Origin of the sequence: Umezawaea sp. NPDC059074 (assembly GCF_042738955.1) — a bacterium.
Lineage (GTDB): Bacteria > Actinomycetota > Actinomycetes > Mycobacteriales > Pseudonocardiaceae > Umezawaea.
Genome location: NZ_JBHYHC010000014.1, coordinates 25,272 through 47,341, shown reverse-complemented (window position 1 = coordinate 47,341; position 22,070 = coordinate 25,272). Strand labels below are relative to the sequence as shown.

Below are 22,070 nucleotides of genomic sequence, written 5' to 3'. Positions count from 1 at the left end.
ACGGAGGGGCACCATGCCTTCTGCTCCACAGACCAGCGGTTTGCGCTGGAGCAACTGGAACCTGCTGCTGCTGGTTCCGCTGCTGATGTTGATCACGCCGTTCTTCAACTTCGCGAAACCCGCGGTGTTCGGCTTGCCGTTCTTCTACTGGTACCAGTTCGCGTTCGTCCCCGTGGGGGTCGTGTGCGTGGGCCTGGTGTTCCTGAGGACCAGGGACGAACCGGTGGAGCACGGAGCCGACCACCTCGCGGTCGACGACCTCGACGAAGGCGACTCGAAGAAGGGCAAGCGCTGATGCGGTGGACCGAGCTGGTCGTGTTCACGATCTTGTTCCTGCTGGTGACGGTGCTGGGGTTCTTCGCGGCGAGGTGGCGGCAGGGCAGCACCCTGGAACACCTGGACGAGTGGGGGCTCGGCGGCCGCAAGTTCGGCTCGTGGATCACCTGGTTCCTGGTGGGCGGCGACCTCTACACGGCTTACACGTTCGTGGCGGTGCCCGCGCTGATGTTCGGCGCCGGGGCGATGGGCTTCTACGCCCTGCCGTACACGATCATCCTGTACCCGATCGTCTTCCTGCCCCTGGTCCGGATGTGGTCGGTGTCGCGGGTGCACGGGTACGTGACGCCCGCCGACTTCGTGCGCGGCCGCTACGGCTCGCACTGGCTGGCGCTGATCGTCGCCATCACCGGCATCGTCGCGACCATGCCGTACATCGCGCTCCAGCTCGTCGGCCTGGAGGCCGTGCTGCGCACGATGGGCCTCAACGGCGGCGGCATCCTCGGCCACCTGCCGCTGTTCGTCGCGTTCGTCGTGCTGGCGCTGTACACCTACCAGTCCGGCCTGCGCGCGCCCGCGCTGATCGCGTTCGTCAAGGACGGCCTGATCTACCTGGTGATCATCGTCGCGGTGGTCTACCTGCCGAGCAAGTTCGGCGGCTGGGGCGGCGTCTTCTCCGACGCGCAGGCGAAGTTCGACAAGACGCCCGCGTTGACCGACGGCACGCTGTTGAACGCCAACAACCAGCTCCAGTACGTGACCCTGGCGCTCGGGTCGGCGTTGGCGCTGTTCCTGTACCCGCACTCGCTCACCGGCATCCTCGCGTCGCGCGGCCGCAAGGTGATCAAGCGGAACATGGTGGCGCTGCCCGCGTACTCGCTGCTGCTGGGCCTGCTGGCGCTGCTCGGCTACGTCGCCATCAGCGCGGGCGTCAAGCCGATCACCAACCAGGCCACGGGCCGCCCGGACACGAACACCATCGTGCCGGTGCTGTTCGGCCAGGAGTTCCCGTCGTGGTTCGCGGGCATCGCGTTCGCCGCCATCGGCATCGGCGCGCTGGTCCCGGCGGCGATCATGTCGATCGCCGCGGCGAACCTGTGGACCCGCAACATCTACAAGGAGTACATCAAGAAGGGCGCCACCCCGGCGCAGGAGGCGAAGCAGGCCAAGCTGGCCTCGCTGGTGGTGAAGTTCGGCGCGGTCGCGTTCATCCTGTTCATCGACCCGCAGTTCTCCATCGACCTCCAGCTCATCGGCGGCGTCATGATCCTCCAGACGCTGCCCGCCGTGGCCATCGCGCTCTACACGCGCTGGCTCCACGTGTGGGGCATGATCGCGGGCTGGGTCGTCGGCATGGGCTGGGGCATGTACCTGCTGTACACGATCCCGAACGCGGCGGCTGGCAAGAACCACTTCGGCGGTTCCGCGCTGTCGCTGAGCAAGCTCTCGCTGCTCGGCTACCACCCGTTCGGCACGTCCAGCGTGCAGATCTACGTCGGTTTCGTCGCCGTCGTGGCGAACGTCGTGGTCGCGGTCCTCGTCACGCTGATCGCCCGCAAGCTGCGGGTGTTCAACGGCACCGACAAGACCGCCCCCGCCGACTACCACGTCGACGAGGACAGCCCGCGCGTCAAGGCGATCGCGGCGCACTAGTCGGTCCGAGGGCCGCCGGGGTTCCCCCTCCGGCGGCCCTCACGCCTGCTGCCTGGCCCGGAACTGCGAGGCCTTCGCCCGGTTCCCGCACTTCTTCATGTCGCACCACCGCCGCGCCCCGCGCCGCGAGTGGTCCACGTACAGGCGCGTGCACGTCTCCGCGCCGCACTCCCGCACCTCGACGGCCAGCGGCCGTGCGAGCAGGGCCACCGCCGCCCGGCCGATCGTCGCGAGCACCGCGTCCACGTCGCCGGTCCGCGTCACCGCGCCCTCCGAGCCGAGGCCGACCACGACCGGTGGCCGCGCCGCCCTGTCGTTGAGCAGCGCCAGGTTCCCGTAGTCCTCGCCGTCGCGCGCCGCGCAGGCCAACCGGTAGACCTCCTCCCGCAGCTGCACGGCGTCCTCCAGTGCCAAGGCGTCCACGTCCGGCGCGACGTCGAGCAGTCCCGCCGCGGTGATCCACGCGGCCAGGTCGGCGGGCGTGGGCAGCAGTTCCACCCGGTCCGTGCGCCGGGAGCCGACCGTGCCGACGAAGTCCAGGGCGACGTCACCGCTGACGAACGTGAAGTCCATGGGTGGAGCATAACCCGTTCAACAGGTTACTGTTCCGAGTAACCACACAAACGGGTTACTTGCTCGGGAGGCGTCATGGCCAGACTGGTGTTCGTCGTGCTGTGGAGCAGCGCGTTCATCGCCGGGGTCATCGGCACCGACGTCGCCCCGCCGTTCCTGCTGCTGTTCTGCCGCTTCGCCCTGGCGGGGCTGCTGCTGGCCGGGATCGCGTGGGTGTCGCGGTCGCCGTGGCCGCGCGGCAAGCAGCTCTGGCACGTGGCCGTGGTCGGGCTGCTGATGCAGGGAGTGCAGTTCGCCGGCTTCTACTCGGCCATCGCCCTCGGTCTGCCGGGCGGGGTGGTCGCGCTGGTCCAGGGGCTGAACCCGGTGGTCATCGCCCTGCTCGCGGCGGGCGTCCTGCGCGAGCGGATGACCCGTCGCCAGTGGCTCGGCTTCGCCGTCGGCGGCGCGGGCGTGCTGCTCGCGGTGTCCGACCGGCTCGGGTCGTCGCTCGGCGCGGTCCTGCTGTGCGTGGTCGGCCTGCTCGGGCTGAGCCTCGGCACGGTCTACCAGAAGGCCTTCACACCGGACGTGGACGTGCGGAGCGGCACCGCCGTGCACTTCCTGGTCGCCACGCCGTTCATGGGCCTCGCCACGCTGCTGTTCGAAACGCCGCACGTGACGAACTGGCCGGTGTTCGGCTGGGTGCTCGCGTGGATCGTGCTGGTCAACTCCGTCGGCGCGTTCCTGCTGCTCAACGTGATGCTGCACCGCGATTCCGCCGCCCGCGTCGGCACCCTGTTCTTCCTCACGCCCGCCGTCACCGCGCTGCTGGCCTGGCTGGTGCTCGGCCAGACCCTCAGCCCGGTGGCGGTCGTCGGCCTGGCGCTCGGCGGCGTCGGCGTGCTGCTGGCGACGGTCAGGCGAGGCGCGCCCGGAGCCACAGGTGGTACGGCGTCGGCGCGTCCTTCCACGCCGGTTCCCGCAGCGCTTCGATGAGCAGCCCGGCCTTCTCCAGCGCGCCGGTGTAGTGCGACAGCGGGTGGCTCCAGCCGCCGAACACCATCGGCAGCCCGTCCCGCACGACCGCCTCGCTGAAGCGGGTCGACTCCAGATACGGGCTGTCGCGCTCGCCGGGGTTCGTGATCGGGTGCGTGATCGACAGGCAGAGCCGTCCGCCGGGCATCAGCACCCGCGCTGCCTCACCGACCGCGGCCTCGACGTCGTCGACGTCCATCAGCACGTTGTAGGCGACGACGAGGTCGAAGCTGTCGTCGTCGAACGGCAGCGCGGCCGCGTCGGCGACCAGGTACGTGCCCTCCGGGTCGGCTTCGCGCGCGGCCTCGACCATGCCCGCCGAGCCGTCGAACGCCGTGACCCGGTGGCCGCGGTGGACGAGGTCGCGCGACACCCGGCCCTCACCGCAGCCGAAGTCCAGGGTGGCGAAACCGGGAGCGGGGACGAGCGCGAAGAAGTCCTCGCGGTAGGTCCAGTAGCTGTCGAAGCCGGGGCGTCGAACCCAGGCGATCCAGTTGGCGCTCTGCTCGTCCCAGTGCTCTACCAGTGTCTCGTCCACTGCTCGGACCTTAGCCGTGGCAACGACTTTCAGCGATCGATTACCAACGCCGCCGCCCCCACGAGACCGGCCTCGCCACCGAGCCGCGCGGGCTCGACCCGCAGCCCGTCCAGGTACGACAGCCCCGCGTGCCGCTCCAGCGACCGCCGGATCGGGTCGAACAGCAGGTCACCGGCCTGCGCCACCCCGCCGCCCACGACGGCGAGGTCCAGGTCGCACACGGCGGCCGTGGCCGCGATCGCCAACCCCACCGCGTAGCCCGCGCGCTCGAACGCCGCCAACGGCACCTCTTCACCGTGCTGGGCGGCGGCCGCGAGGTGCGCCGCGTCGGCGTGCTCCGGCGCCTGCCACCCCTGCCGCCGGGCCCACTCGACCAGCCGCGGCCCACCGGCCACGACCTCGACACAGCCCCGTCCACCGCAGGGGCAGGCGATGCCGTCGGGCTCCACGACCACGTGCCCGATGTGCCCGGCGTTCCCGGTCCGCCCCCCGAACGGCCGCCCGCCGAACACCAGCCCACCACCGACGCCGGTCGAAACGACCAGCCCGACCATGAACCGACTGCCCTGCCCCGCACCGCACCAGTGCTCGCCCAACGCCATGCACACACCGTCACCCGCGAGCTCGACCCGCACGCCGGGCAGCGCGTCGGCCACCCGCTCGCGCAACGGGAAGTCCTGCCACAGCGGGATGTTGATCGGACTGGCCGCCCCGATCCCGGCGTTCACCGGCCCGGCACAAGCGATCCCGACCCCGGACACGATCTCGCCCTGGAGCACCTGCTCCATCGCCGACGCCACGGCCCCCCACGTCGCCTCGGCGTCGTCCACCGGCGTGGGCACCCGCACGGCCCGCAACACCGCGCCGTCCCGGTCGACCAGCCCGGCGGCGATCTTGGTGCCACCCACGTCCAACGCCAGCACGACATCCGTCACGAGCGCGAGGCTACCTGCACTACCGCTTCAACATCCGCGTCAGACCCGCCGCCACGGTCGTCGCCAGGGTCCAGCCGCTGACGATCAGCCCCGACGCGATCCACTGCGCCGCGCCCGGTGTCTGCCAGCGGTTCTTGTTGCCGAAGTCGACGATCGGGACGACCAGGTCGATGGTGAACAGCCAGGGGTTCCACGGGAGGGTGTCGTCGGCGTTGATCACGGTCAGCGGCGGGCCGACGGCGAAGTAGGCGCTGCCCAGGATCCAGGACACGACGAGCCAGCCGAGGGCGCGTCCGGGGCGGTAGCCGTAGCCGACCATCCACCGCTGGAGCCAGCTCCACAGCAGCACGAGCGGGCCGACGATGCGGGTGCCCTCGGCGACCGCGATGTAGCGGAGGCGCTGCTTCTCCATCAGGACGGTGGAGGCGTGCTCGTCGTTGCCGCTGGCGCGCAGCAGGGCGGCGAGCTGGTCGTACGGGCCGGGGCGGTAGCGGTGGCGCATCGCCTGGCGGAGCCAGCGCAGCCTGCGCTGCACGGAGGCGTCGTCGCGCAGGTCGATGGAGTGGCGCAGGGAGTCGTAGCGGAAGTCCTCGAGGTCGATCCGGCCGGTGGCGCTCCAGAACGTCTCGTTGTCCTCCAACGTGGTGCAGCCCGCGCCGCGCAGCGTGACCTTGCCCTTCGGCGGGCTGACCGGGGTCAGCACGAGTTCGGGGACCTGCATGCCGAGCGCGTTGAGGGCGTGGCTGTCGAGCCGGTCGCCGAGGACGGAGCCGGTGAAGTTGGCCGTCCGGCCGATCTGGGCGCGGCGGGTGCGGACGCCGCCGTGGGCGACGAACTCCTTGGCGCCGCGGGCGCAGATGAGGTCGCGGCCGATGGTCGCGCCGCCGATGTCGACCGACGCCTTCTCCCCCGGCTGGTGGCGGTACTTGCCCGGCTGGATCAGCCTGCTGCCGCGCAGGTCGAGGTTGGCTCCGATGTGGACGGCGCGCAGTTCCAGCACGCCCGCCACGTCCGCCTCGCGGGCGCTGAAGTTGCTGCCCACCCGGCAGCGGTTGGCCAGCACGGTGTCCGCGTGCGGGTTCGACAGGGTCGAGCCGTCCAGGACGAGGCTGCCGCGCACGGTGGCGTCGACCATCCGGAACTGGCCGCGCACCACCAGTTCGCGCGCGGTGAGGTCGCCGCCGATCTCGGCGCCGTCCAGGTGCAGCGCCCGCCCCCGGCCGACGGGGTCGGTGTTGCCGCCCGCGGGTTTGACCGCGTCCAGGTGCGCGCCGGACAGCGACAGGGTGCCGCCGATGGTCGCGTTGAGCATCCGCAGCGTGCCCGCGCTGGTGAAGCCGCGGTCCAGTTCGACGTCCCCGCTGACCGACGTCCGGTCGAGCACCAGCGACGCGTGGGGGTCGGCGTGCGGGTCGGCCAGGTCCGGTTCGGCGCGGTCGTCGCCCGCGTGCAGCGCCGCCCGCCGCATGGTGAACGCCGAGCTGATCCGCGCGTTCGGCAGCACCACGGCGCCGTGCGCGGTGAAGCCCTGGTCGGTCTCCGCCCACACGCCGCACAGCAGGTTGCCGCCGACCTGCATCCCGTTGCCGTTCAACGAGAACCCGGACGGGTTGTGCAGCACGGCCCCGCTGAAGTTGCAGTTGCCGCTGATCTGCGCGCCCGCGACCCGCACCTCGCCCTCGGTGCGGATGCCGTACGCCAGCAGCGCTCCCGCGACCTTCATCCGGTCCGCGTGCAGCGCCAGCTCACCGGGCATCCTCACGGTGCTGGTGCGCAGCACCACCGAGCCCGCGATGTCGGAGTCGGTGAGGTCGACCGGCCCCTCGACGGTGCACCCGTCGAGCGACACGTCGTTGGCGCTGGTGAGGTTGCGGCCCGCCAGGCCGGGCAGCCAGCACCCGCGGAACTCGACGCCCGCGAGCTTGCTCTGCCGCAGGTCCGGCGGCTGCTCGAACCGGCAGCGCTCGAACTCCAGCAGGTAGTTCAGCTCCACGGCCCGCAGGTCCAGCACACCGGTGAGGAACCGGTCCACGACCCGGATCACCGGCGGGGCGCTCGCTCGACGCCGGGGGATCCGCCAGTTGCCCGCGACGTCCGGTTCGCCGATCCCGCGCAGCACGTCGGCCGCGGGCATCCGGAAGGATCGCGCGGGGCTGTCGTCGAAGACGTCCAGCCCGCGCGCCCCGTTGTCCGCCATCTAGTCGGTCGGGTCCTGGTGCGTCGGGTTGAGCACCCTGGCCAGGAACGACTTCGTGCGGTCGTGCTGCGGGTTCCCGATGACCTCGGCCGCGGGACCCTGCTCGACGACGTACCCGCCGTCCATGAACAGCACCTTGTCCGCCACCTCGCGGGCGAACTGCATCTCGTGCGTCACGACGAGCATGGTCATGCCCTCGTCCGCGAGCTGGCGCATGACGCCGAGCACGTCGCCCACGAGCTCCGGGTCGAGCGCGGACGTCGGCTCGTCGAACAGCATGACCTCGGGGCTCATCGACAGCGCCCGCGCGATGGCGACGCGCTGCTGCTGGCCGCCGGAGAGCTGCGCGGGCATGGCGTTGGCCTTGTCGGTCAGCCCCACGCGCTCCAGGTTGTGCCGGGCGATCTCCTCGGCCTCCTTCTCGCCGCGCTTGAGCACCTTGCGCTGCGCGACGGTCAGGTTGTTGATGACGCTGAGGTGCGCGAACAGGTTGAACGACTGGAAGACCATGCCGATCTTGGTCCGGGCGCTGTCGATGTCGACGTCCGGGTCGGTCATCTCGACGCCGTTGACGACGATCTTGCCGCCGCTCGGCTCCTCCAGCAGGTTCACGCAGCGCAGCATCGTCGACTTGCCGGAGCCCGACGGGCCGATGATGCAGACGACCTCGCCGGACGCGACCGTGAGGTCGATGTCCTTGAGCACCTCCAGCGGCCCGAACGACTTCTTCAGTCCGGTGATCACGACTGCCGGTTCGGTCATCAGGACACCTTCTTCCCGCCGGTGTGGCGTTCCAGGCGACGGGACAGGTACCCGAGCGGCAGGGTGATGATCAGGTACAGCGCGCCCGCGACCAGGATCGGGGTCATGCCGCGGTACTGGTTCATGGCGTCGCGGCCGAACTTCGTCAGCTCCAGCTGCTCGTACTGCACGCCGATGAGGTAGATCAGCGACGAGTCCTTCGTCAGCATGATCAGCTCGTTGGTCAGCGGCGGCAGGATGATCCGGAACGCCTGCGGGATGACGACCGTGGCCATGGTGCGGCCCTGGGACATGCCGAGCGAGCGGGCCGCCTCGATCTGGCCCTTGGGCACGGCCTGGATGCCCGCGCGGATCGTCTCCGCCATGTAGGCGGCGCCGACGATGGCGAGCGCGATCGTCACCGTCGTCAGGTTGTCGAACCGGACCTGGAACGCCAGCGGGATGCCGAAGTTGAAGGCGATGAACACCAGCAGCGCCGGGATGCCGCGGAAGAACTCGATGTAGATCGTCGCGATCCACCGGTACGGCGGCACCGGCGACAGCTTCATCAGCGCCAGGACCAACCCGAGCACCAGGCCGACGGTGAACCCGAGGGCCGTGTAGATGATCGTGTTCTTCAGCGCGACGAAGATGACGTCCGGGAAGAGCTTCGACATCACCTCGAAGTCGAAGAACGCCCGCTTGATCGTGCCCCAGTCGGCCACGAAGGCGAAGACGACGATGACGACGACCAGGATGCCGTACTGGACGCCGCGGAAGGCTTTCGCGCGCTGGCGCTTGGACAGGGCCATGGATTACCTCGCGAACTCGGGCGGACAAGAAACGGGGGCCGATGCTCGGCATCGGCCCCCGCGAGAGCTGGTTACTTCGTAGCCGGCTTCTTGCCGAACCACTTCTCGTAGATCTTGTCGTACTCGCCGCTGTCCTTGGCCTTCTTCAGGGACTCGTTGATCTTGGCGATCAGCGGGCTGCCCTTCTTGGCGCCGATGCCGTACTTCTCACCGGTGGCGAACTCGGTGGTGACCTCGGTCTCCGCGTTCTTCTTGGCGAAGTCGTAGAGCACGCCGTTGTCGTTCACCGCCGCGTCGACCTGGCCGGTTTGCACGGCGGTCAGCTCCAGCGCGAGGTCCTCGAACTGGATGACCTCGTAGCCGTTGGCGTCCTTGTTCTTGTTGATGTACTCCTCGCCGGTGGTCGAGGCCTGCACACCGATCTTCTTGCCCTTGAGGCTCGCGAGGTCCTTGAAGCCCGCGCCCTTCTTCGTCAGCAGGGCCTGCTCCGCGTCGAAGTACGGGTCGGAGAAGTCGAAGTTCTGCTTGCGCACGTCGGTGATCGTCATGCCCGCCGCGGCCACGTCGCACTTGTTCGTGTTCATGTCCTCACCGGACTGGATGCCCTCGAACGGGGTGTCCACGATCGTCTGGGTGAGGCCGAGGTCCTTCGCGACGAGGTCGACGAGGTCGACGTCGAAGCCGACCGTCTTGTCGCCGTCGCGGAACTGGAACGGCTCGTACGGCAGGTGCGTGCAGGTCGTGAGCTTGCCCGCGCTGACGACGGCGATACCGCTGTCACCGGCGGTGCCGCCGGTGTTCGTGCTCGTGGCACACCCCGCGACCGCGACTGCGGCGAGCCCCAGCGCGGGGAGCAGGGCGAACACCTGGTGACTTGTTCGACGGGCCACTGAGGTCACTCCTCGTAACTGAGTTGGTCGAGTGTTCGGGATACTGCCACTTGGGTGACATGGTGGACAGCACGTCCGTGTTACATCCCGTTCGCGTTGCCGAATTGAGCGTCACAGTCCTATTCGGCCGAATGTCGTACACGCGATCGTGGTGAATCACACCGCACGCACACGCAGAGCGCATATCGAGCGGCATCGGCGCAGGTCACGGATGGAGTAGTCCCGCTACCAGAGCCGTCCACCCGGTTTGGTGCGTCGCGCCCAATCCCTCACCCGTGTCGCCGTCGAAGTACTCGCTGAACGTGATGTGATCGCGCCACAGCGGAGAGTCGGTGGATTCCACGCGCTTGCCGTCCGCGGGCCTGCGGCCGTCGTGGTCGGGCAGGAACAGCGACACCAGCCGCCGCGCCAGCTCGTCGGCGGCCTGACCCGCTGTGACCTCCCGCTCCGACCCCGTCGGCAGCTCCACGCGGAACTGCCCGTCGTGGAAGGAGTCCACCGTCCGCAGCGCCTCCACCAGCAGCGCGTTGGTCGGGAACCACACCGGGCCGCGCCAGTTGGAGTTGCCGCCGAACATGGGGGTGCGCGACTCGCCGGGCTCGTAGCCGATCCGGTGGTCCTGGTCGCCGACGTGCACCTCCAGGCCCTCGCGGTGCGCGACGGACATCGACCGGATGCCGTGCGGCGACAGGAACTCGCCCTCGTCGAGCATCCGGGCGAGCACGAGCCGCAGCTTGCGGTCGTCGAGCAGCGACAGCAGGTTGCGGCGGCCGTCCGGCCGGTCCTGCCAGGTCAGGAACTGCACCAGCTCCGGCCTGCGGGCCATCAGGTGGTCGAGCCTGCTGGTGAAGCTCGGCAGCTCCTCGAACACCCACGGCTCCAGCACGGCCGACGCCAGCAGCGGGATGAGGCCGACCATCGACCGCACGCGCACCGGCTGCGACTGGACCGTGCCGTCGGGGAGCCTGCGCGACACCACGTCGTAGCAGAACCCGTCCGCCTCGTCCCAGATCCCGCCGCCGCCCGAGCCGAACTGGGTCGACGCCTCCGCGATGCCCAGGAAGTGCTCGACGAACTTCGTCGCCACGTCCTCGTAGGACTCGTCGTGCCGCGCCAGCTCCAGCGCGATCTGCATCAGGTGGAGGCTGTAGGCGGCCATCCACGACGTGGCGTCGGACTGCTCCAGCCGCCACGCGCCGAGCATCGGCTCGGACCGGTTGACCGGCCCGATGTTGTCCATGCCGAGGAACCCGCCCTCGAACAGGTAGCTGCCGTCGGCGTCCTTGCGGTTGACCCACCAGGAGAAGTTCAGCAGCAGCTTGTGGAAGATCTTGGCGAGGAACTTCCGGTCCGGCACCTCCTCCGCCCGGTACACCTGGAGCGCCGCCCACGCGTGCACGGGCGGGTTGACGTCGCCGAACTCCCACTCGTACGCGGGGATCTGGCCGTTGGGGTGCATCAGCCACTCGCGGCACAGCAGCAGGAGCTGCTCCTTCGCGAACGCCGGGTCGACCATCGCGAACGGCACGGTGTGGAACGCGAGGTCCCACGCCGCGAACCACGGGTACTCCCACTCGTCCGGCATGGAGATCACGTCGGCGCAGTCGAAGTGCCGCCAGTGCGCGTTGCGCGAACCGGGCGACTTGCGCGAACCGGGCGCGGCCGGTTGCGCCGGGTCGCCGTCCAGCCACTCCCTGGTGCGGAAGCGGTAGTGCTGCTTGGTCCACATCAGACCGGCGAGCGCACGCCGTGCCACGGCGGCCTTCTGCCGGTCCGCGTCGGGCATCAGGTCGTGGTGGAACTCGTCCGCCTCGGCCCTTCGGACGTCCACAGTGGACTGGAAGGTCGGCCCGAACGCGTCGTAGTGCCCGTCGCCCTCGACCAGCCGCAGCCGGATCGCCACGGTCTCGCCGGGCGCGACCTCGTCGAACGAGTACCAGGCCGCGGCCTTCGTGCCGGGCTCGGACGTGCCGTCGACGACCTGGCAGGTGTCCTCGCCGCCGACGACGTGCCGGTCGACGCCGTCCTTCGTGTACTCGGTCGGGTTGGCGGCGGCGCCGAACAGCGCCACCTCGTTGGTCTCGTTGTCGGTGACCAGCAGCGACGGCGCGCCCTCGACGTGCAGCGTGTACCGCCCGAGCTTCCCGTGCTCGGCGGTGACCCGGTGCCAGCCGTCCGCGGTGGACGCGGTCAGCGACGGCTTGCGCTCGTCGCGCCCCCACGCCCAGGTGTTGCGGAACCACAGCTGCGGCAGCAGGTGCAGCGGGGCCGGGTCCGGCCCGTGGTTGGTCGCGGCGATCTCCACGCACACGTCCGTCGGCCCGGCCTTGGCGTAGCTGATCACGACGTCGAAGAACCGGTTCTCGTCCAGCGCCCCGGTGTCGGACAGCTCGGGCTCACGCGACTCGCGACCGGCGGTCGCGGCCAGGTCGCGCAGCTCGGCGTACGGGAACTCGGCCTGCGGGTACCGGTACAGCACCTGCATCCACGAGTGCGTGGGCGTGCCGTCGGTCACCCACCAGTACTCCTTGGCGTCCTCGCCGTGGTTGCCCTCGTTGTTGGTGAGCCCGAAGTACCGCTCCTTGAGGATCGGGTCACGGCCGTTCCACAGCGCCACGCCGAAGTTGAGGAAGCCGTGCACGTCGCAGATGCCCGCGATCCCGTCCTCACCCCACCGGTACGCACGGGCCCGCGCGTGGTCGAACGGGAATGACGTCCAGGCGTCGCCGAACGCGGAGTAGTCCTCGCGGACCGTGCCCCACTGGCGTCCGGCCAGGTAGGGCCCCCACAGGCGCCAGGGCGCATCGGGTGAGTCCGACGCGGCCAGCCTCGTCCGCTCGGTCCTCTGCCGTTGCTCGTTCACCCGAACAGTGTGCGGCATCGATCCAGAGAGCCCGGTTACCGCGACGTTATGTGTGTCGGGCGGGACCGCGCGGCCCCGCCCGACAGCGGATCAGCCCTGCTTGGCGTGCGCGTCCAGCACCAGCGCGACGGCCTCGGTGACCTTCGCCGCCTGGTCGAGGTTCAGCGACTCGTCCGGCACGTGGCAGTTCGAGTCGGGGCCGACCGCGCCCGTGACCAGGAACTGGGCGTTCGGGTACGCCTCGTGCAGCAGGCCCATGAACGGGATCGAGCCGCCGAGCGCGACCGTGCGCCACGGGTTGCCGAAGACGTCCTTCCCTGCCTCGTCGAGCGTCTCGCGCAGCCACGGCGCGAGGTCCGGGGCGTTCCAACCGCCCGCGTGCTCGACCCGGCTCAGCTCCACGGTCGCGCCGTACGGCACGTCCGTGGTCAGCAGCTCCTTCACGGCCTCGAACGCCACGGCGGCGTCGGCGGTCGGAGGGAGGCGGAAGCTGAGCAGCAGCGTGGTGAACGGCCGCAGCACGTTGCCGGCGTCGTCCAGCGGCGGAAGGCCCTCGGCGCCGGTGATGGACAGCGTCGGCCGCCAGCCGCTGTTGAGGGCGAGCTCGACCTCGTCCTTGTCCATGGCCGTGGTGCCGCCCGCGAACGGGACGGTCTCGGTCAGCGTGCCGGGCACGGCGGCGACGGCCTCGCGGACCTCGGCCAGCCGGTTGGCGGGGATGTCCACGTGCATCTCGCGGACCAGCACCTCGCCGGTGGCGGAGTCCTCGATGCGATCGAGCAGCTGCCGGGCGATCCGGAACGAGCTGGGCACGATGCCGCTGGCCATGCCGGAGTGCAGGCCGCCGTCGAGCACGCGCACGGTCAGGCCGACCTGCACGAGGCCGCGCAACGACGTGGTCAGCCACATCCGGCCGTAGTCGTTGCCGCCGGAGTCCAGGCACACGACGAGCGACACGTCGCCGAGCCGGTCGCCCAGGTGCGCGAGGTAGGCGGGCAGGTCCGGGCTGCCGGACTCCTCGCTGGTCTCCAGCAGCACGAGGCACCGGCCGTGCGCGCCACCGGCGGCGTGCACCGCTTCGAGCGCCGCGATGGCGGCGTACCCGGCGTAGCCGTCGTCGGCCGCGCCCCGGCCGTAGAGCCTGCCGTCCTTGACGACCGGCGTCCACGGGCCGAGGCCCTCCGACCAGTCGGCCACGGGCGGCTGCTTGTCGAGGTGGCCGTAGAGCACGGTGGTGCCCTCCGCGGTCACACCGGGCGTGGCGGGCACGTCGACGAGCAGCAGCGGCGCGTGGCCGGGCAGCTCGAACACCTCGGTGGTCAGTCCGGGCAGGTCGCGGGCGGCGATCCACGCCTGGACGTGCTCGATGGCGGCCGCGAGGTGACCGTGCTCCGCCCACTGCGGGTCGAAAGCAGGGGAGATCGCGGGCACGGCCACCAGTTCGGACAGGCTCGGGAGGATGTCGTCATCCCACAGCCCTCGGACGGTACGGGTCAGCGCTGAACGGTCCACGCTCCCGATCCTGTCACGAACGGCGCAGGTCAGCCGAAGGCGATCGACCTCCAGTTCGGCACGTCGGCCGCGCTGAGGGCCCTGGCCAGGATCGCCGTCCGGTCGACCGCGCCGGTGAGCCGCTGCCCGCCGCCCTGGTCGGCCCCGAACCGCAGTTCCCTGGTCGCGCACGCGTTGATGCCGCTGGTGGTGACCTGCGCGGTCGCCGCCTGCCGCCCGTCCAGGTAAACCGTGACAACACCGTTGAGCAGCGTCACGACTATGTCGACATAGCGACCTGTCGGGACGACCGCGGCCGTGGTCACGCCCGTGCCCGCGCCGATGAACCGCACCTGGTTGGTCGGCGTGAGGTCGACCAGCACCCCGTCCGTGCCGGGGTCGCCGGACGGCTGGAAGTCGAACAGCCGCCGGTAGCCGCCGGTCGTCGTCACCTTCACCTCCGTGGCGAACGTGGCCTGCGGCAGCCGTCCGATCGACGTCGGCTGGGTGCGCAGGTAGCGGTTGCCGTCGAGCACCAGCGCGGTGCCGGTCGAGCCCTCGGCGGCGTACGCCCCGCCCGCCTGGACGGTGGCGGTCCGGGCGTTGCGGGACCGGTCGGTAACGGTGTTACCGGACTGCGGGTCCCACGCGACCACGGGCGTGTCCGAGGCCGCGTCGCCGCACCCGCCGGTGGCCACGTACCGCCGCCCCGCCTGCGCGGTGAACGTGATGGAGTCGCCGTTCGCCGTCACCGGCACGGTCGCCCCGGTCGTCGCGTCCACCAGCCGGTACGACTGCCGGAACAGCCCGTTGCGCACGGTCAGCGGCCCGGAGCGACCGGCCGTCACGCCGATCTCCGTCGCCGACCCACCGGACCAGCGCACGTCGACCGTCGACCCGCCGCGGGCCTTCAACCCGGCGTAGGAGCCGGTCGGCCACGCGCTGGGCAGCGCGGGCAGCACGTGGACGACGTTGTTCTGGCTCTGGAGCAGCATCTCGGCCACCCCGGAGGTCGCGCCGAAGTTGCCGTCGATCTGGAACGGCGGGTGCGTGTCCCACAGGTTCGCCAGCGTGCTGCCGGTGAGCTGCTCGGACAGCATCTTCTGCGCGTGGTCGCCGTCGAGCAGCCGCGCCCAGAAGTTGATCTTCCACGCCTTGCTCCAGCCCGTGCCGCCGTCGCCGCGCGCGGTCAGCGACACCCTGGCGGCGTTGGTCAGCGCCGGGGTCGTGAGCTGGTTGCCGGGGAACAAGCCGAACAGCTGCGACACGTGCCGGTGCGTGTCCGTGGGGCTGTCCCAGTCCTCCTTCCACTCCTGCAACTGGCCCCACGACCCGACCCGCGTGCCGGGGTCGAGCTTGGCCAGCGCCGTCCGCACCTCGTCGCCGAACGCCGAGTCGCCCACGAGCCCGGCGGAGTTGACGACGTTCGTGAACAGGTTCCAGACGATCTGCTGCGACATCGCCGCGCCCGCCGAGAAGTCGCCGTTCTCCGGCGAGTAGCTCGGCGTCACGACGAGCTTCCCGTCGCGCGGGTCGACCCTCAGCTCGTCCAGCCAGAACTGGGCCAGCGACTTGAGCACCGGGTACGCCCGGTCGCGCAGGAACGCCTGGTCGCCGGTGAACAGGTAGTGCTCGTAGTAGTGCTGCGCGAGCCACGCCCCCGCCTCGGGGAACCAGAACGACTGCGGGTAGTTGTGCACGCCGGTGAAGCCGTACGGGTTGGTCTCGTTGTTCACCACCCAGCCGCGGTTGCCGTACATGGTCGACGCGGTCACGGCTCCTGGCTCGCGCATCTCGTCGACGTAGTCGAACAGCGGCGCGGTGGTCTCCGAGAGGTTCGTGGTCTCGGCGGGCCAGTAGTTCATCTGGAGGTTGATGTTGACGTGGTAGTCGGCGTCCCACGGCGGTGACGTGCTGTTGTTCCACACGCCCTGGAGGTTCGCGGGCAGCGAGCCAGCCCGTGACGAGGAGATCAGCAGGTACCGGCCGTACTGGAAGTACAGGACCTCCAGCGCCCGCTTGGTCGCGGGAGCGGCGTTCGCGTAGCCGGCGAGCAGGTCGTCGGTCGGGATCGACGGCACCTGCTGGCCGAGGTCGAGCCGGACCCGCTCGAACAGGTTCTTGTAGTCCGACTCGTGGGCGCTGAGCAGGCCGTTCCAGCCCTTGGCCACGGCCGCGTCCACCGTCGACTGCACCCGCTGGTGCGGGTCGGCGCCCCGGTAGGTGGGGTAGTCGGCGGCGTAGTTCGTGCCCATGGCGAGCACGACCACGGCGCTGTCGGCGTTCGCCACGGTCACCGAGCCGTCGCCGTTGTCGGTCCGCGACCCGCCCTGGCCGATCACCTGGAGCTGCGACTCGAACTTCAGCCCGTTGTCGGTCAGGGCTCCGGCGAACGTGCTGCGCCCGCCGCTCGCGGTGGTCCGCTTGGACCGGTTGTCCGGCGCGGTGATCGCCGTGGTGAAGCCGATCTTGCCCGACTGGCTCGCCGACAGCCGCGCGACCAGCACCTTGTCGGCGGCGCTGGCGAAGTACTCCCTGGTGTAGCGGACGCCGCCCGCGTCGTAGGCGACCGTGGCGACGGCCCGGCCGATGTCCAGGTCGCGGCGGTAGTTCGTGACGCCGCTGGGCGCGGTGGTCAGGGTGAGGCCCAGTTCGCCGAACGTCTGGTAGGAACCGAAACCCTGTTTCGGTTGGCCGAGCGCGGACGCGATGGCGGACGGGGCGACCCGGCGCTCGCGGTCGATCCGGTCCTGGGCGTCCTTGATGGCCGTCGGCCTCGGGCTGGTCCAGTTGCCGAAGTTGTAGCCCTGCGTCGAACCGGGACCGCCGGTCCACAGGGTCTTCTCGTTGAGCTGGATCCGCTCCTTCGCGACGGTGCCGAAGACGCCGCCGCCCAGCGCGCCGGTGCCGATGGGCAGGGATCGGGTTTCCCAGTCCGTGGCGGGTTCGTCGTACCAGAGGGTGAGCGGTCCGGCCGCCGCCGCGCCCACGTCGGGAGCGGCGGCGACGACCGGGGTGAGTGCGGACAGCAGGATCGTGACAAGAGCTGGAACGGTTGTGCGCAGGGCGTTCATGCGTCCTCCACCGACCGGGTGCGCGCCGACGGCGGACGACTGCCGCGTCGACGCCTGCAGGTGACCCCGACGTTAACAAGACATCAGATGTCTGTGTAGCGCAGCTCACAGAATCAGGCTGTTTGGCGTAGTCGATGAACTAATTAACGCCACTTGGGACGCGTGGACGAAGACTCGGCGGTCGGTCAGTGATCGGATGTCTTCGGAATCTCTCCCGGAGGGTGGCCGGCCATCGAGTTGATCATGGCGAGAACTGGCCGAAGAGTGGTCACGAGGTTAACGAACGGTAACCGGGACAACCGTGTTCGGTGACCGAACTCGGTGGTCGGAGGTCAAAAGGTCGACCTTCCGACTGTTCTCCCAGTTCAGGGCGCTGACCTGTGTGTTACGAAGTGGGATGGCACTCACCAAGTCGGGGGAGGCCGTGTCAGGATGTGGATGAGAACCACCGTCAGCGCCGACGGTTGACCGACGCCCCCACAGGGGCGGAGGCGGCTGGCGGTGCATCGCCGCACACACGTCGCCACAAGCGACCGGGCGGCCTCGTAGACGAGGAGAAGGCGCAATGTCGTCCCCCGAGCAATGGACGCACCCCGAGCCGGCGTCGGCCCCGGCCGCGACCGCGGCGAAACCGACAGCGGAGCAGGTGATCGCAGGTTTGCGCGCGACGGACCAGGGTGACGTGAACCTGGTGCAGCTGCTGACCCCCGAGGGTGAGCGCGTCCAGCACCCGGACTTCGACATCGACATCACGGCGGACGAGCTGCGCGGCCTGTACCGCGACATGGTGCTCATCCGCCGCGTCGACCGCGAGGCCAACGCGTTGCAGCGCAAGGGCCAGCTCGGCATCTGGGTGCCGCTGCTCGGCCAGGAGGCCGCGCAGATCGGCGCGGGCCGCGCGATGCGCCCCGACGACATGGCGTTCCCGAGCTACCGCGAACACGGCATCGCCTGGACCCGCGGCATCCACCCGACCGACCTGCTGGGCATCTTCCGCGGGACGGACATGGGCAGCTGGGACCCGGTGAAGCACAAGTTCCACCCGTACACGATCGTCATCGGCAACCAGGTCCTCAACGCGACCGGGTACGCGATGGGCCAGAAGTTCGACGGCAAGGTCGGCGACGCCGACGGCGAGGCCACGATGTGCTTCTTCGGCGACGGCGCGACCAGCCAGGGCGACGTGCACGAGGGCTTCGTGTGGGCGGCCGTGTACGACGCGCCGCTCGTCTTCTTCTGCCAGAACAACCAGTGGGCCATCTCCGAGCCGACCGAGCGCCAGTCCCGCCTCCCGCTCTACCAGCGGGCCCGCGGCTACGGCTTCCCCGGCATCCGGGTCGACGGCAACGACGTCCTCGCCACCCTCGCGGTCACCCGCTGGGCGCTGGAGGAGTGCAGGCAGGGCAACGGCCCGATCCTGATCGAGGCGTTCACCTACCGGATGGACGCCCACACGACGTCGGACGACCCGTCCCGCTACCGGCTCTCCGACGAGCTGGAGCTGTGGAAGCTCAAGGACCCCATCGAGCGGGTCAAGGTCCACCTGGTCAAGCAGCAGTGGGCCGACAGCTCGTTCTTCGAATCCATCGAGGCCGAGTCCGAGGCGCTGGCCGTGGAGCTGCGCGAGTTCTGCGTGAACATGCCCGACCCGCCGCCGGAGCGGATCTTCGCCAACGTGTACGCGGAGGGGAACCCCGTGCTGGAGGCCCAGCGCGACGAGTTCCTCGCCTACGTCGAGGGTTTCGCGGGAGGCGAGCACTGATGGCCGCTCCGACCATGAACCGCGCGGGCGCCGACTCCGGCGACTCCGCCGTGCAGACGTTGACGATCTCCAAGGCCCTGAACATGGGGCTGCGCGCCGCGATGGAGGCGAACCCGAAGGTCCTCATGATGGGCGAGGACATCGGCAAGCTCGGCGGCGTCTTCCGCATCACCGACGGCCTCCAGAAGGACTTCGGCGAGCAGCGCGTCCTGGACACGCCGCTGGCGGAGTCCGGCATCATCGGCACCGCCGTGGGCCTCGCGATCCGCGGCTACCGGCCGGTGTGCGAGATCCAGTTCGACGGCTTCATCTTCCCCGGCTTCGACCAGATCGTCAGCCAGGTCGCGAAGCTGCACTACCGGACCCAGGGCAAGAACAAGCTGCCCATGGTGATCCGCGTGCCCTTCGGCGGCGGCATCGGCGCGGTCGAGCACCACTCCGAGTCGCCCGAGTCGTACTTCGCGCACACCGCGGGCCTCAAGGTCGTGTCGTGCTCGAACCCGACCGACGCCTACTGGATGATCCAGCAGGCCATCGACTGCGACGACCCGGTGCTGTTCTTCGAACCGAAGCGCCGCTACTACGAGAAGGCCCCGGTCGACACGACCAAGGCCCCCGGCCCGCTGTTCGAGTCGCGCGTCCTGCGCAGCGGCACCGCGGCCACGCTCGTCGGCTACGGCCCGATGATCCGGGTGTGCCTCGACGCGGCCAACGCCGCCGCCGAGGACGGCACCGAGCTGGAGGTCATCGACCTCCGCACGCTGTCCCCGCTCGACCTGGGCCCGGTGTACGACTCGGTGCGCCGCACCGGCCGTCTCGTCGTGGTCAGCGAGGCCCCCAGCGAGAGCTCCATCACCAGTGAGATCGCGGCGAAGGTCCAGCAGGAGTGCTTCTACTCCCTGCAGGCGCCGGTGCTGCGCGTGACCGGGTTCGACACCCCCTACCCGCCGTCGAAGCTGGAGGAGGAGTTCCTCCCCGACCTCGACCGGGTGCTGCACGCCGTCGACCGCTCGCTCGCCTGGTAAGGGGACACCTGTCATGCCGCAGTTCAAGCAGTTCCCCATGCCCGACACGGCCGAGGGGCTGACCGAGGCCGAGATCCTGACCTGGAACGTCAAGGTCGGCGACGCGGTCAAGGTCAACCAGATCATCGTCGAGATCGAGACGGCCAAGGCCGCCGTCGAGCTGCCGTGCCCGTGGGACGGCGTCGTCACCGAGCTGCTGGCCGAGGTCGGCCAGACGGTGAACGTCGGCGTCCCGATCATCACCATCGACGTCGATCCCTCGGGTGCGGCGGCACCCGTCCCGGCGCCGGTGGCCGCGGAACCGGCCACCAACGGCGCCTCCTCCGGCAAGATCGGCGAGGAGATGCCCGGCGGCCGCATCGCGACCCTGGTCGGCTACGGCCCCCGCGCGGGAGCGGCGAAACGCCGTGCCCGCAAGGGATCCGAGCCGGAACCGGTCGCGGCCGTGGTCGCGCCCCCGGCTCCTGTGGCCGCTCCGGCTCCCGTGGCCGCTCCTCCGGCTCCGGTGGCCCAGCCCGGCGGTTACGTGCCGCTGGCCAAGCCGCCGGTCCGCAAGCTGGCCAAGGACCTCGGCGTCGACCTGCACGCGTTGACCGGCTCCGGCGCGAACGGCGTCATCACCCGTGAGGACGTCGAACAGGCAGTAGCCGCACCGGTTCCCGCTCCCGTGTCCACTGTGGACAACGGCAGCCGGGAACGCCGGGTGCAGATCAAGGGCGTCCGCAAGGCCACCGCGCAGGCGATGGTGGACAGCGCGTTCACCGCGCCGCACGTCACGGAGTTCCTCACCATCGACGTCACGCCGATGATGGAGCTCCGGGCCCGGCTGAAGACCTCACCCGCGTTCCGCGACGTCAAGGTCACCCCGCTGACGTTCGCCGCCAAGGCCGTGATCCTCGCCGCCAAGCGGACCCCGGACGTCAACGCGACCTGGGACGCGGCGGCGGGCGAGATCGTCTACAAGGACTACGTCCACCTCGGCATCGCCGCGGCCACCCCCCGTGGCCTCGTCGTGCCGAAGGTCCGCGACGCGGACGCGATGTCGTTGCGCGAACTGGCGGTGGCGCTCGACCAACTCGCCACCACCGCCCGCGACGGCAAGACGTCACCGGCGGACATGATGGGCGGCACGTTCACCATCACCAACGTCGGCGTCTTCGGCGTCGACACCGGCACGCCGATCATCAACCCCGGCGAGTCGGCCATCCTCGCCCTCGGCGCCATCCGCGACATGCCGTGGGTCGTCGACGGCCAGGTCGTGCCGCGCAAGGTGTGCCAGCTCGCGCTGAGCTTCGACCACCGCGTGGTCGACGGCCAGCAGGGCTCGCAGTTCCTGGCCGACGTCGGCGCGCTCCTGGCCGACCCCGGCATGGCGATGACCTACTAGACGGGTCGGGCCGGGAGCCGCACCCGCGACCCCCGGCCCGTCCGACTAGCTCAGGGACGCCGCCAGCGCCTCCATCGCCCGCGACTGCCCGGTGGTGCCCACGAGCGCCACCACGCCGGGACCGGCGCACTGCGTGCCCTGCCACCCGATACCGGCCAGGTGGGCGTTCGCGCAGGTCGTCGAGCCGGGCGAGCCGAGTCCGAGCGCCTCCATGGCCCGCGACTGGCCGGTGGTGCCGACCACCGCGGTGCCGCCGTCGGCCACGCACACCTGCGACAGCCAGCCGAGCCCCGACACGTGGGCCTGGGCGCAGATCCCGCCCGCCCCCGACGTGGTCACGGCCAGCGCCTCCATCTGTCTGGACTGCCCGGTGGTGCCGACCTGGACGCTCGTGCCGCACGTCCAGCCCTGCCAGCCGATCCCGGCCAGGTGGGCGTTGAGGCAGAGCGTGCCCGCCGCCTGCCGCACCTGGTCCTTCGGCAGCGGCGGGGCCTGGATGGTCGAGTTCGAGACCGACCCCGGCGCGTTCGTGACGGCCGCGGGACCGGTGCCCGCGGAGGCGGGCGCCGCTGTGACGGCCAGCGCGGCGAGCACGCCGAGAACGAGTCCGATAGCTCGATGACGCATCGATTTCCCTTTCGTGGCAACGAATCCGACTGATCAACCGTGCCACGAGCCGTCGCCGGAGCACTCCGGCCTCCGGGTGCCGTTGTGCGTCCTTCCGTGAACGGGCGGTTACGGGGACCGATCGGGCTCCAGGGCCGTCCAGCCGGGTCCGCCGTGGGCCCGCCTGCCGGATCGGCCGGTCCACCCGCCCCTGCCCACCGCAGGTGGAG

The 22,070-nt window shown here is 70.4% G+C and carries 17 protein-coding genes; 6 read left to right on the top strand and 11 right to left on the bottom strand.

The genetic code is table 11. The features are described 5' to 3' along the window. Window positions 1-13 precede the first annotated feature (13 nt). Together ACFWW9_RS09765 and mctP are read left to right on the top strand one after the other, a co-directional pair. Window positions 14-295 carry a DUF3311 domain-containing protein gene (locus ACFWW9_RS09765; protein ID WP_390373959.1) on the top strand — a complete coding sequence of 94 codons (282 nt, stop codon included), beginning with the start codon at window positions 14-16 and terminating at the stop codon, window positions 293-295. Beyond that, window positions 295-1,929, top strand: a complete 1,635-nt coding sequence (mctP, locus tag ACFWW9_RS09760; RefSeq protein WP_390373958.1) for a monocarboxylate uptake permease MctP — start codon at window positions 295-297, stop codon at window positions 1,927-1,929. The genes ACFWW9_RS09765 and mctP overlap by 1 nt, the downstream gene beginning before the upstream one ends. A gap of 39 nt (window positions 1,930-1,968) precedes the next feature. Here the strand turns inward: mctP and ACFWW9_RS09755 are convergent, their stop codons facing one another. Next, complete coding sequence (locus tag ACFWW9_RS09755; protein WP_390373956.1) at window positions 1,969-2,502, bottom strand: CGNR zinc finger domain-containing protein; 534 nt, start codon at window positions 2,500-2,502, stop codon at window positions 1,969-1,971. 75 nt (window positions 2,503-2,577) lie between these two features. Between ACFWW9_RS09755 and ACFWW9_RS09750 the strand changes: the two genes are divergently transcribed. Then, window positions 2,578-3,480: a DMT family transporter gene (locus ACFWW9_RS09750; protein WP_390373954.1), complete on the top strand. Its 903-nt coding sequence runs from the start codon at window positions 2,578-2,580 to the stop codon at window positions 3,478-3,480. Here the strand turns inward: ACFWW9_RS09750 and ACFWW9_RS09745 are convergent. The 9 genes from ACFWW9_RS09745 to ACFWW9_RS09705 form a co-directional block, all read right to left on the bottom strand. Further along, the gene (locus tag ACFWW9_RS09745) at window positions 3,401-4,057 is read right to left on the bottom strand and encodes a class I SAM-dependent methyltransferase (protein WP_390373952.1); all 657 of its coding nucleotides are present in this window, start codon (window positions 4,055-4,057) and stop codon (window positions 3,401-3,403) included. The two genes, ACFWW9_RS09750 and ACFWW9_RS09745, sit on opposite strands and share 80 nt — an antisense overlap. A gap of 29 nt (window positions 4,058-4,086) precedes the next feature. Beyond that, entirely contained in the window at window positions 4,087-4,992 is a 906-nt protein-coding gene (locus tag ACFWW9_RS09740) for an ROK family protein (protein WP_390373950.1), read from the bottom strand. Window positions 4,993-5,011: 19 nt separating this feature from the next. Next, the gene (locus tag ACFWW9_RS09735) at window positions 5,012-7,189 is read right to left on the bottom strand and encodes a hypothetical protein (RefSeq protein ID WP_390373948.1); all 2,178 of its coding nucleotides are present in this window, start codon (window positions 7,187-7,189) and stop codon (window positions 5,012-5,014) included. Next, entirely contained in the window at window positions 7,190-7,951 is a 762-nt protein-coding gene (locus ACFWW9_RS09730; protein WP_390373945.1) for an amino acid ABC transporter ATP-binding protein, read from the bottom strand. It abuts the gene before it with no gap. Beyond that, window positions 7,951-8,742: an amino acid ABC transporter permease gene (locus tag ACFWW9_RS09725; protein WP_390373943.1), complete on the bottom strand. Its 792-nt coding sequence runs from the start codon at window positions 8,740-8,742 to the stop codon at window positions 7,951-7,953. Before ACFWW9_RS09725 ends, ACFWW9_RS09730 begins: the two co-directional genes overlap by 1 nt. Before the next feature lie 71 nt (window positions 8,743-8,813). Further along, a complete protein-coding gene (locus ACFWW9_RS09720; RefSeq protein ID WP_390373941.1) occupies window positions 8,814-9,632 on the bottom strand; it encodes a transporter substrate-binding domain-containing protein in 819 nt (272 codons plus the stop codon). A 205-nt stretch (window positions 9,633-9,837) separates the two neighbouring features. Beyond that, window positions 9,838-12,495: a glucosidase gene (locus ACFWW9_RS09715; RefSeq protein ID WP_390373939.1), complete on the bottom strand. Its 2,658-nt coding sequence runs from the start codon at window positions 12,493-12,495 to the stop codon at window positions 9,838-9,840. Window positions 12,496-12,585: 90 nt separating this feature from the next. Beyond that, complete coding sequence (locus ACFWW9_RS09710) at window positions 12,586-14,016, bottom strand: M20/M25/M40 family metallo-hydrolase (RefSeq protein ID WP_390374105.1); 1,431 nt, start codon at window positions 14,014-14,016, stop codon at window positions 12,586-12,588. A 20-nt stretch (window positions 14,017-14,036) separates the two neighbouring features. After that, window positions 14,037-17,060 (bottom strand): glycoside hydrolase N-terminal domain-containing protein, encoded by a 3,024-nt coding sequence (locus ACFWW9_RS09705; RefSeq protein WP_390373937.1) that lies wholly within the window; start codon window positions 17,058-17,060, stop codon window positions 14,037-14,039. A 565-nt stretch (window positions 17,061-17,625) separates the two neighbouring features. Here ACFWW9_RS09705 and pdhA point away from each other — a divergent pair. From pdhA to ACFWW9_RS09690, 3 genes are read left to right on the top strand one after another with little or no spacing between them, the layout of a single operon-like run. Then, a complete protein-coding gene (gene pdhA / locus ACFWW9_RS09700; protein ID WP_390373935.1) occupies window positions 17,626-18,822 on the top strand; it encodes a pyruvate dehydrogenase (acetyl-transferring) E1 component subunit alpha in 1,197 nt (398 codons plus the stop codon). Next, on the top strand, window positions 18,822-19,847 hold the full coding sequence (locus ACFWW9_RS09695) for an alpha-ketoacid dehydrogenase subunit beta (protein ID WP_390373933.1): 1,026 nt from the start codon (window positions 18,822-18,824) through the stop codon (window positions 19,845-19,847). The genes pdhA and ACFWW9_RS09695 overlap by 1 nt, the downstream gene beginning before the upstream one ends. A 13-nt stretch (window positions 19,848-19,860) precedes the next feature. Then, window positions 19,861-21,234: a dihydrolipoamide acetyltransferase family protein gene (locus ACFWW9_RS09690; RefSeq protein ID WP_390373931.1), complete on the top strand. Its 1,374-nt coding sequence runs from the start codon at window positions 19,861-19,863 to the stop codon at window positions 21,232-21,234. A gap of 45 nt (window positions 21,235-21,279) precedes the next feature. Here the strand turns inward: ACFWW9_RS09690 and ACFWW9_RS09685 are convergent, their stop codons facing one another. After that, on the bottom strand, window positions 21,280-21,861 hold the full coding sequence (locus ACFWW9_RS09685) for a hypothetical protein (protein ID WP_390373929.1): 582 nt from the start codon (window positions 21,859-21,861) through the stop codon (window positions 21,280-21,282). Window positions 21,862-22,070: the final 209 nt, after the last annotated feature.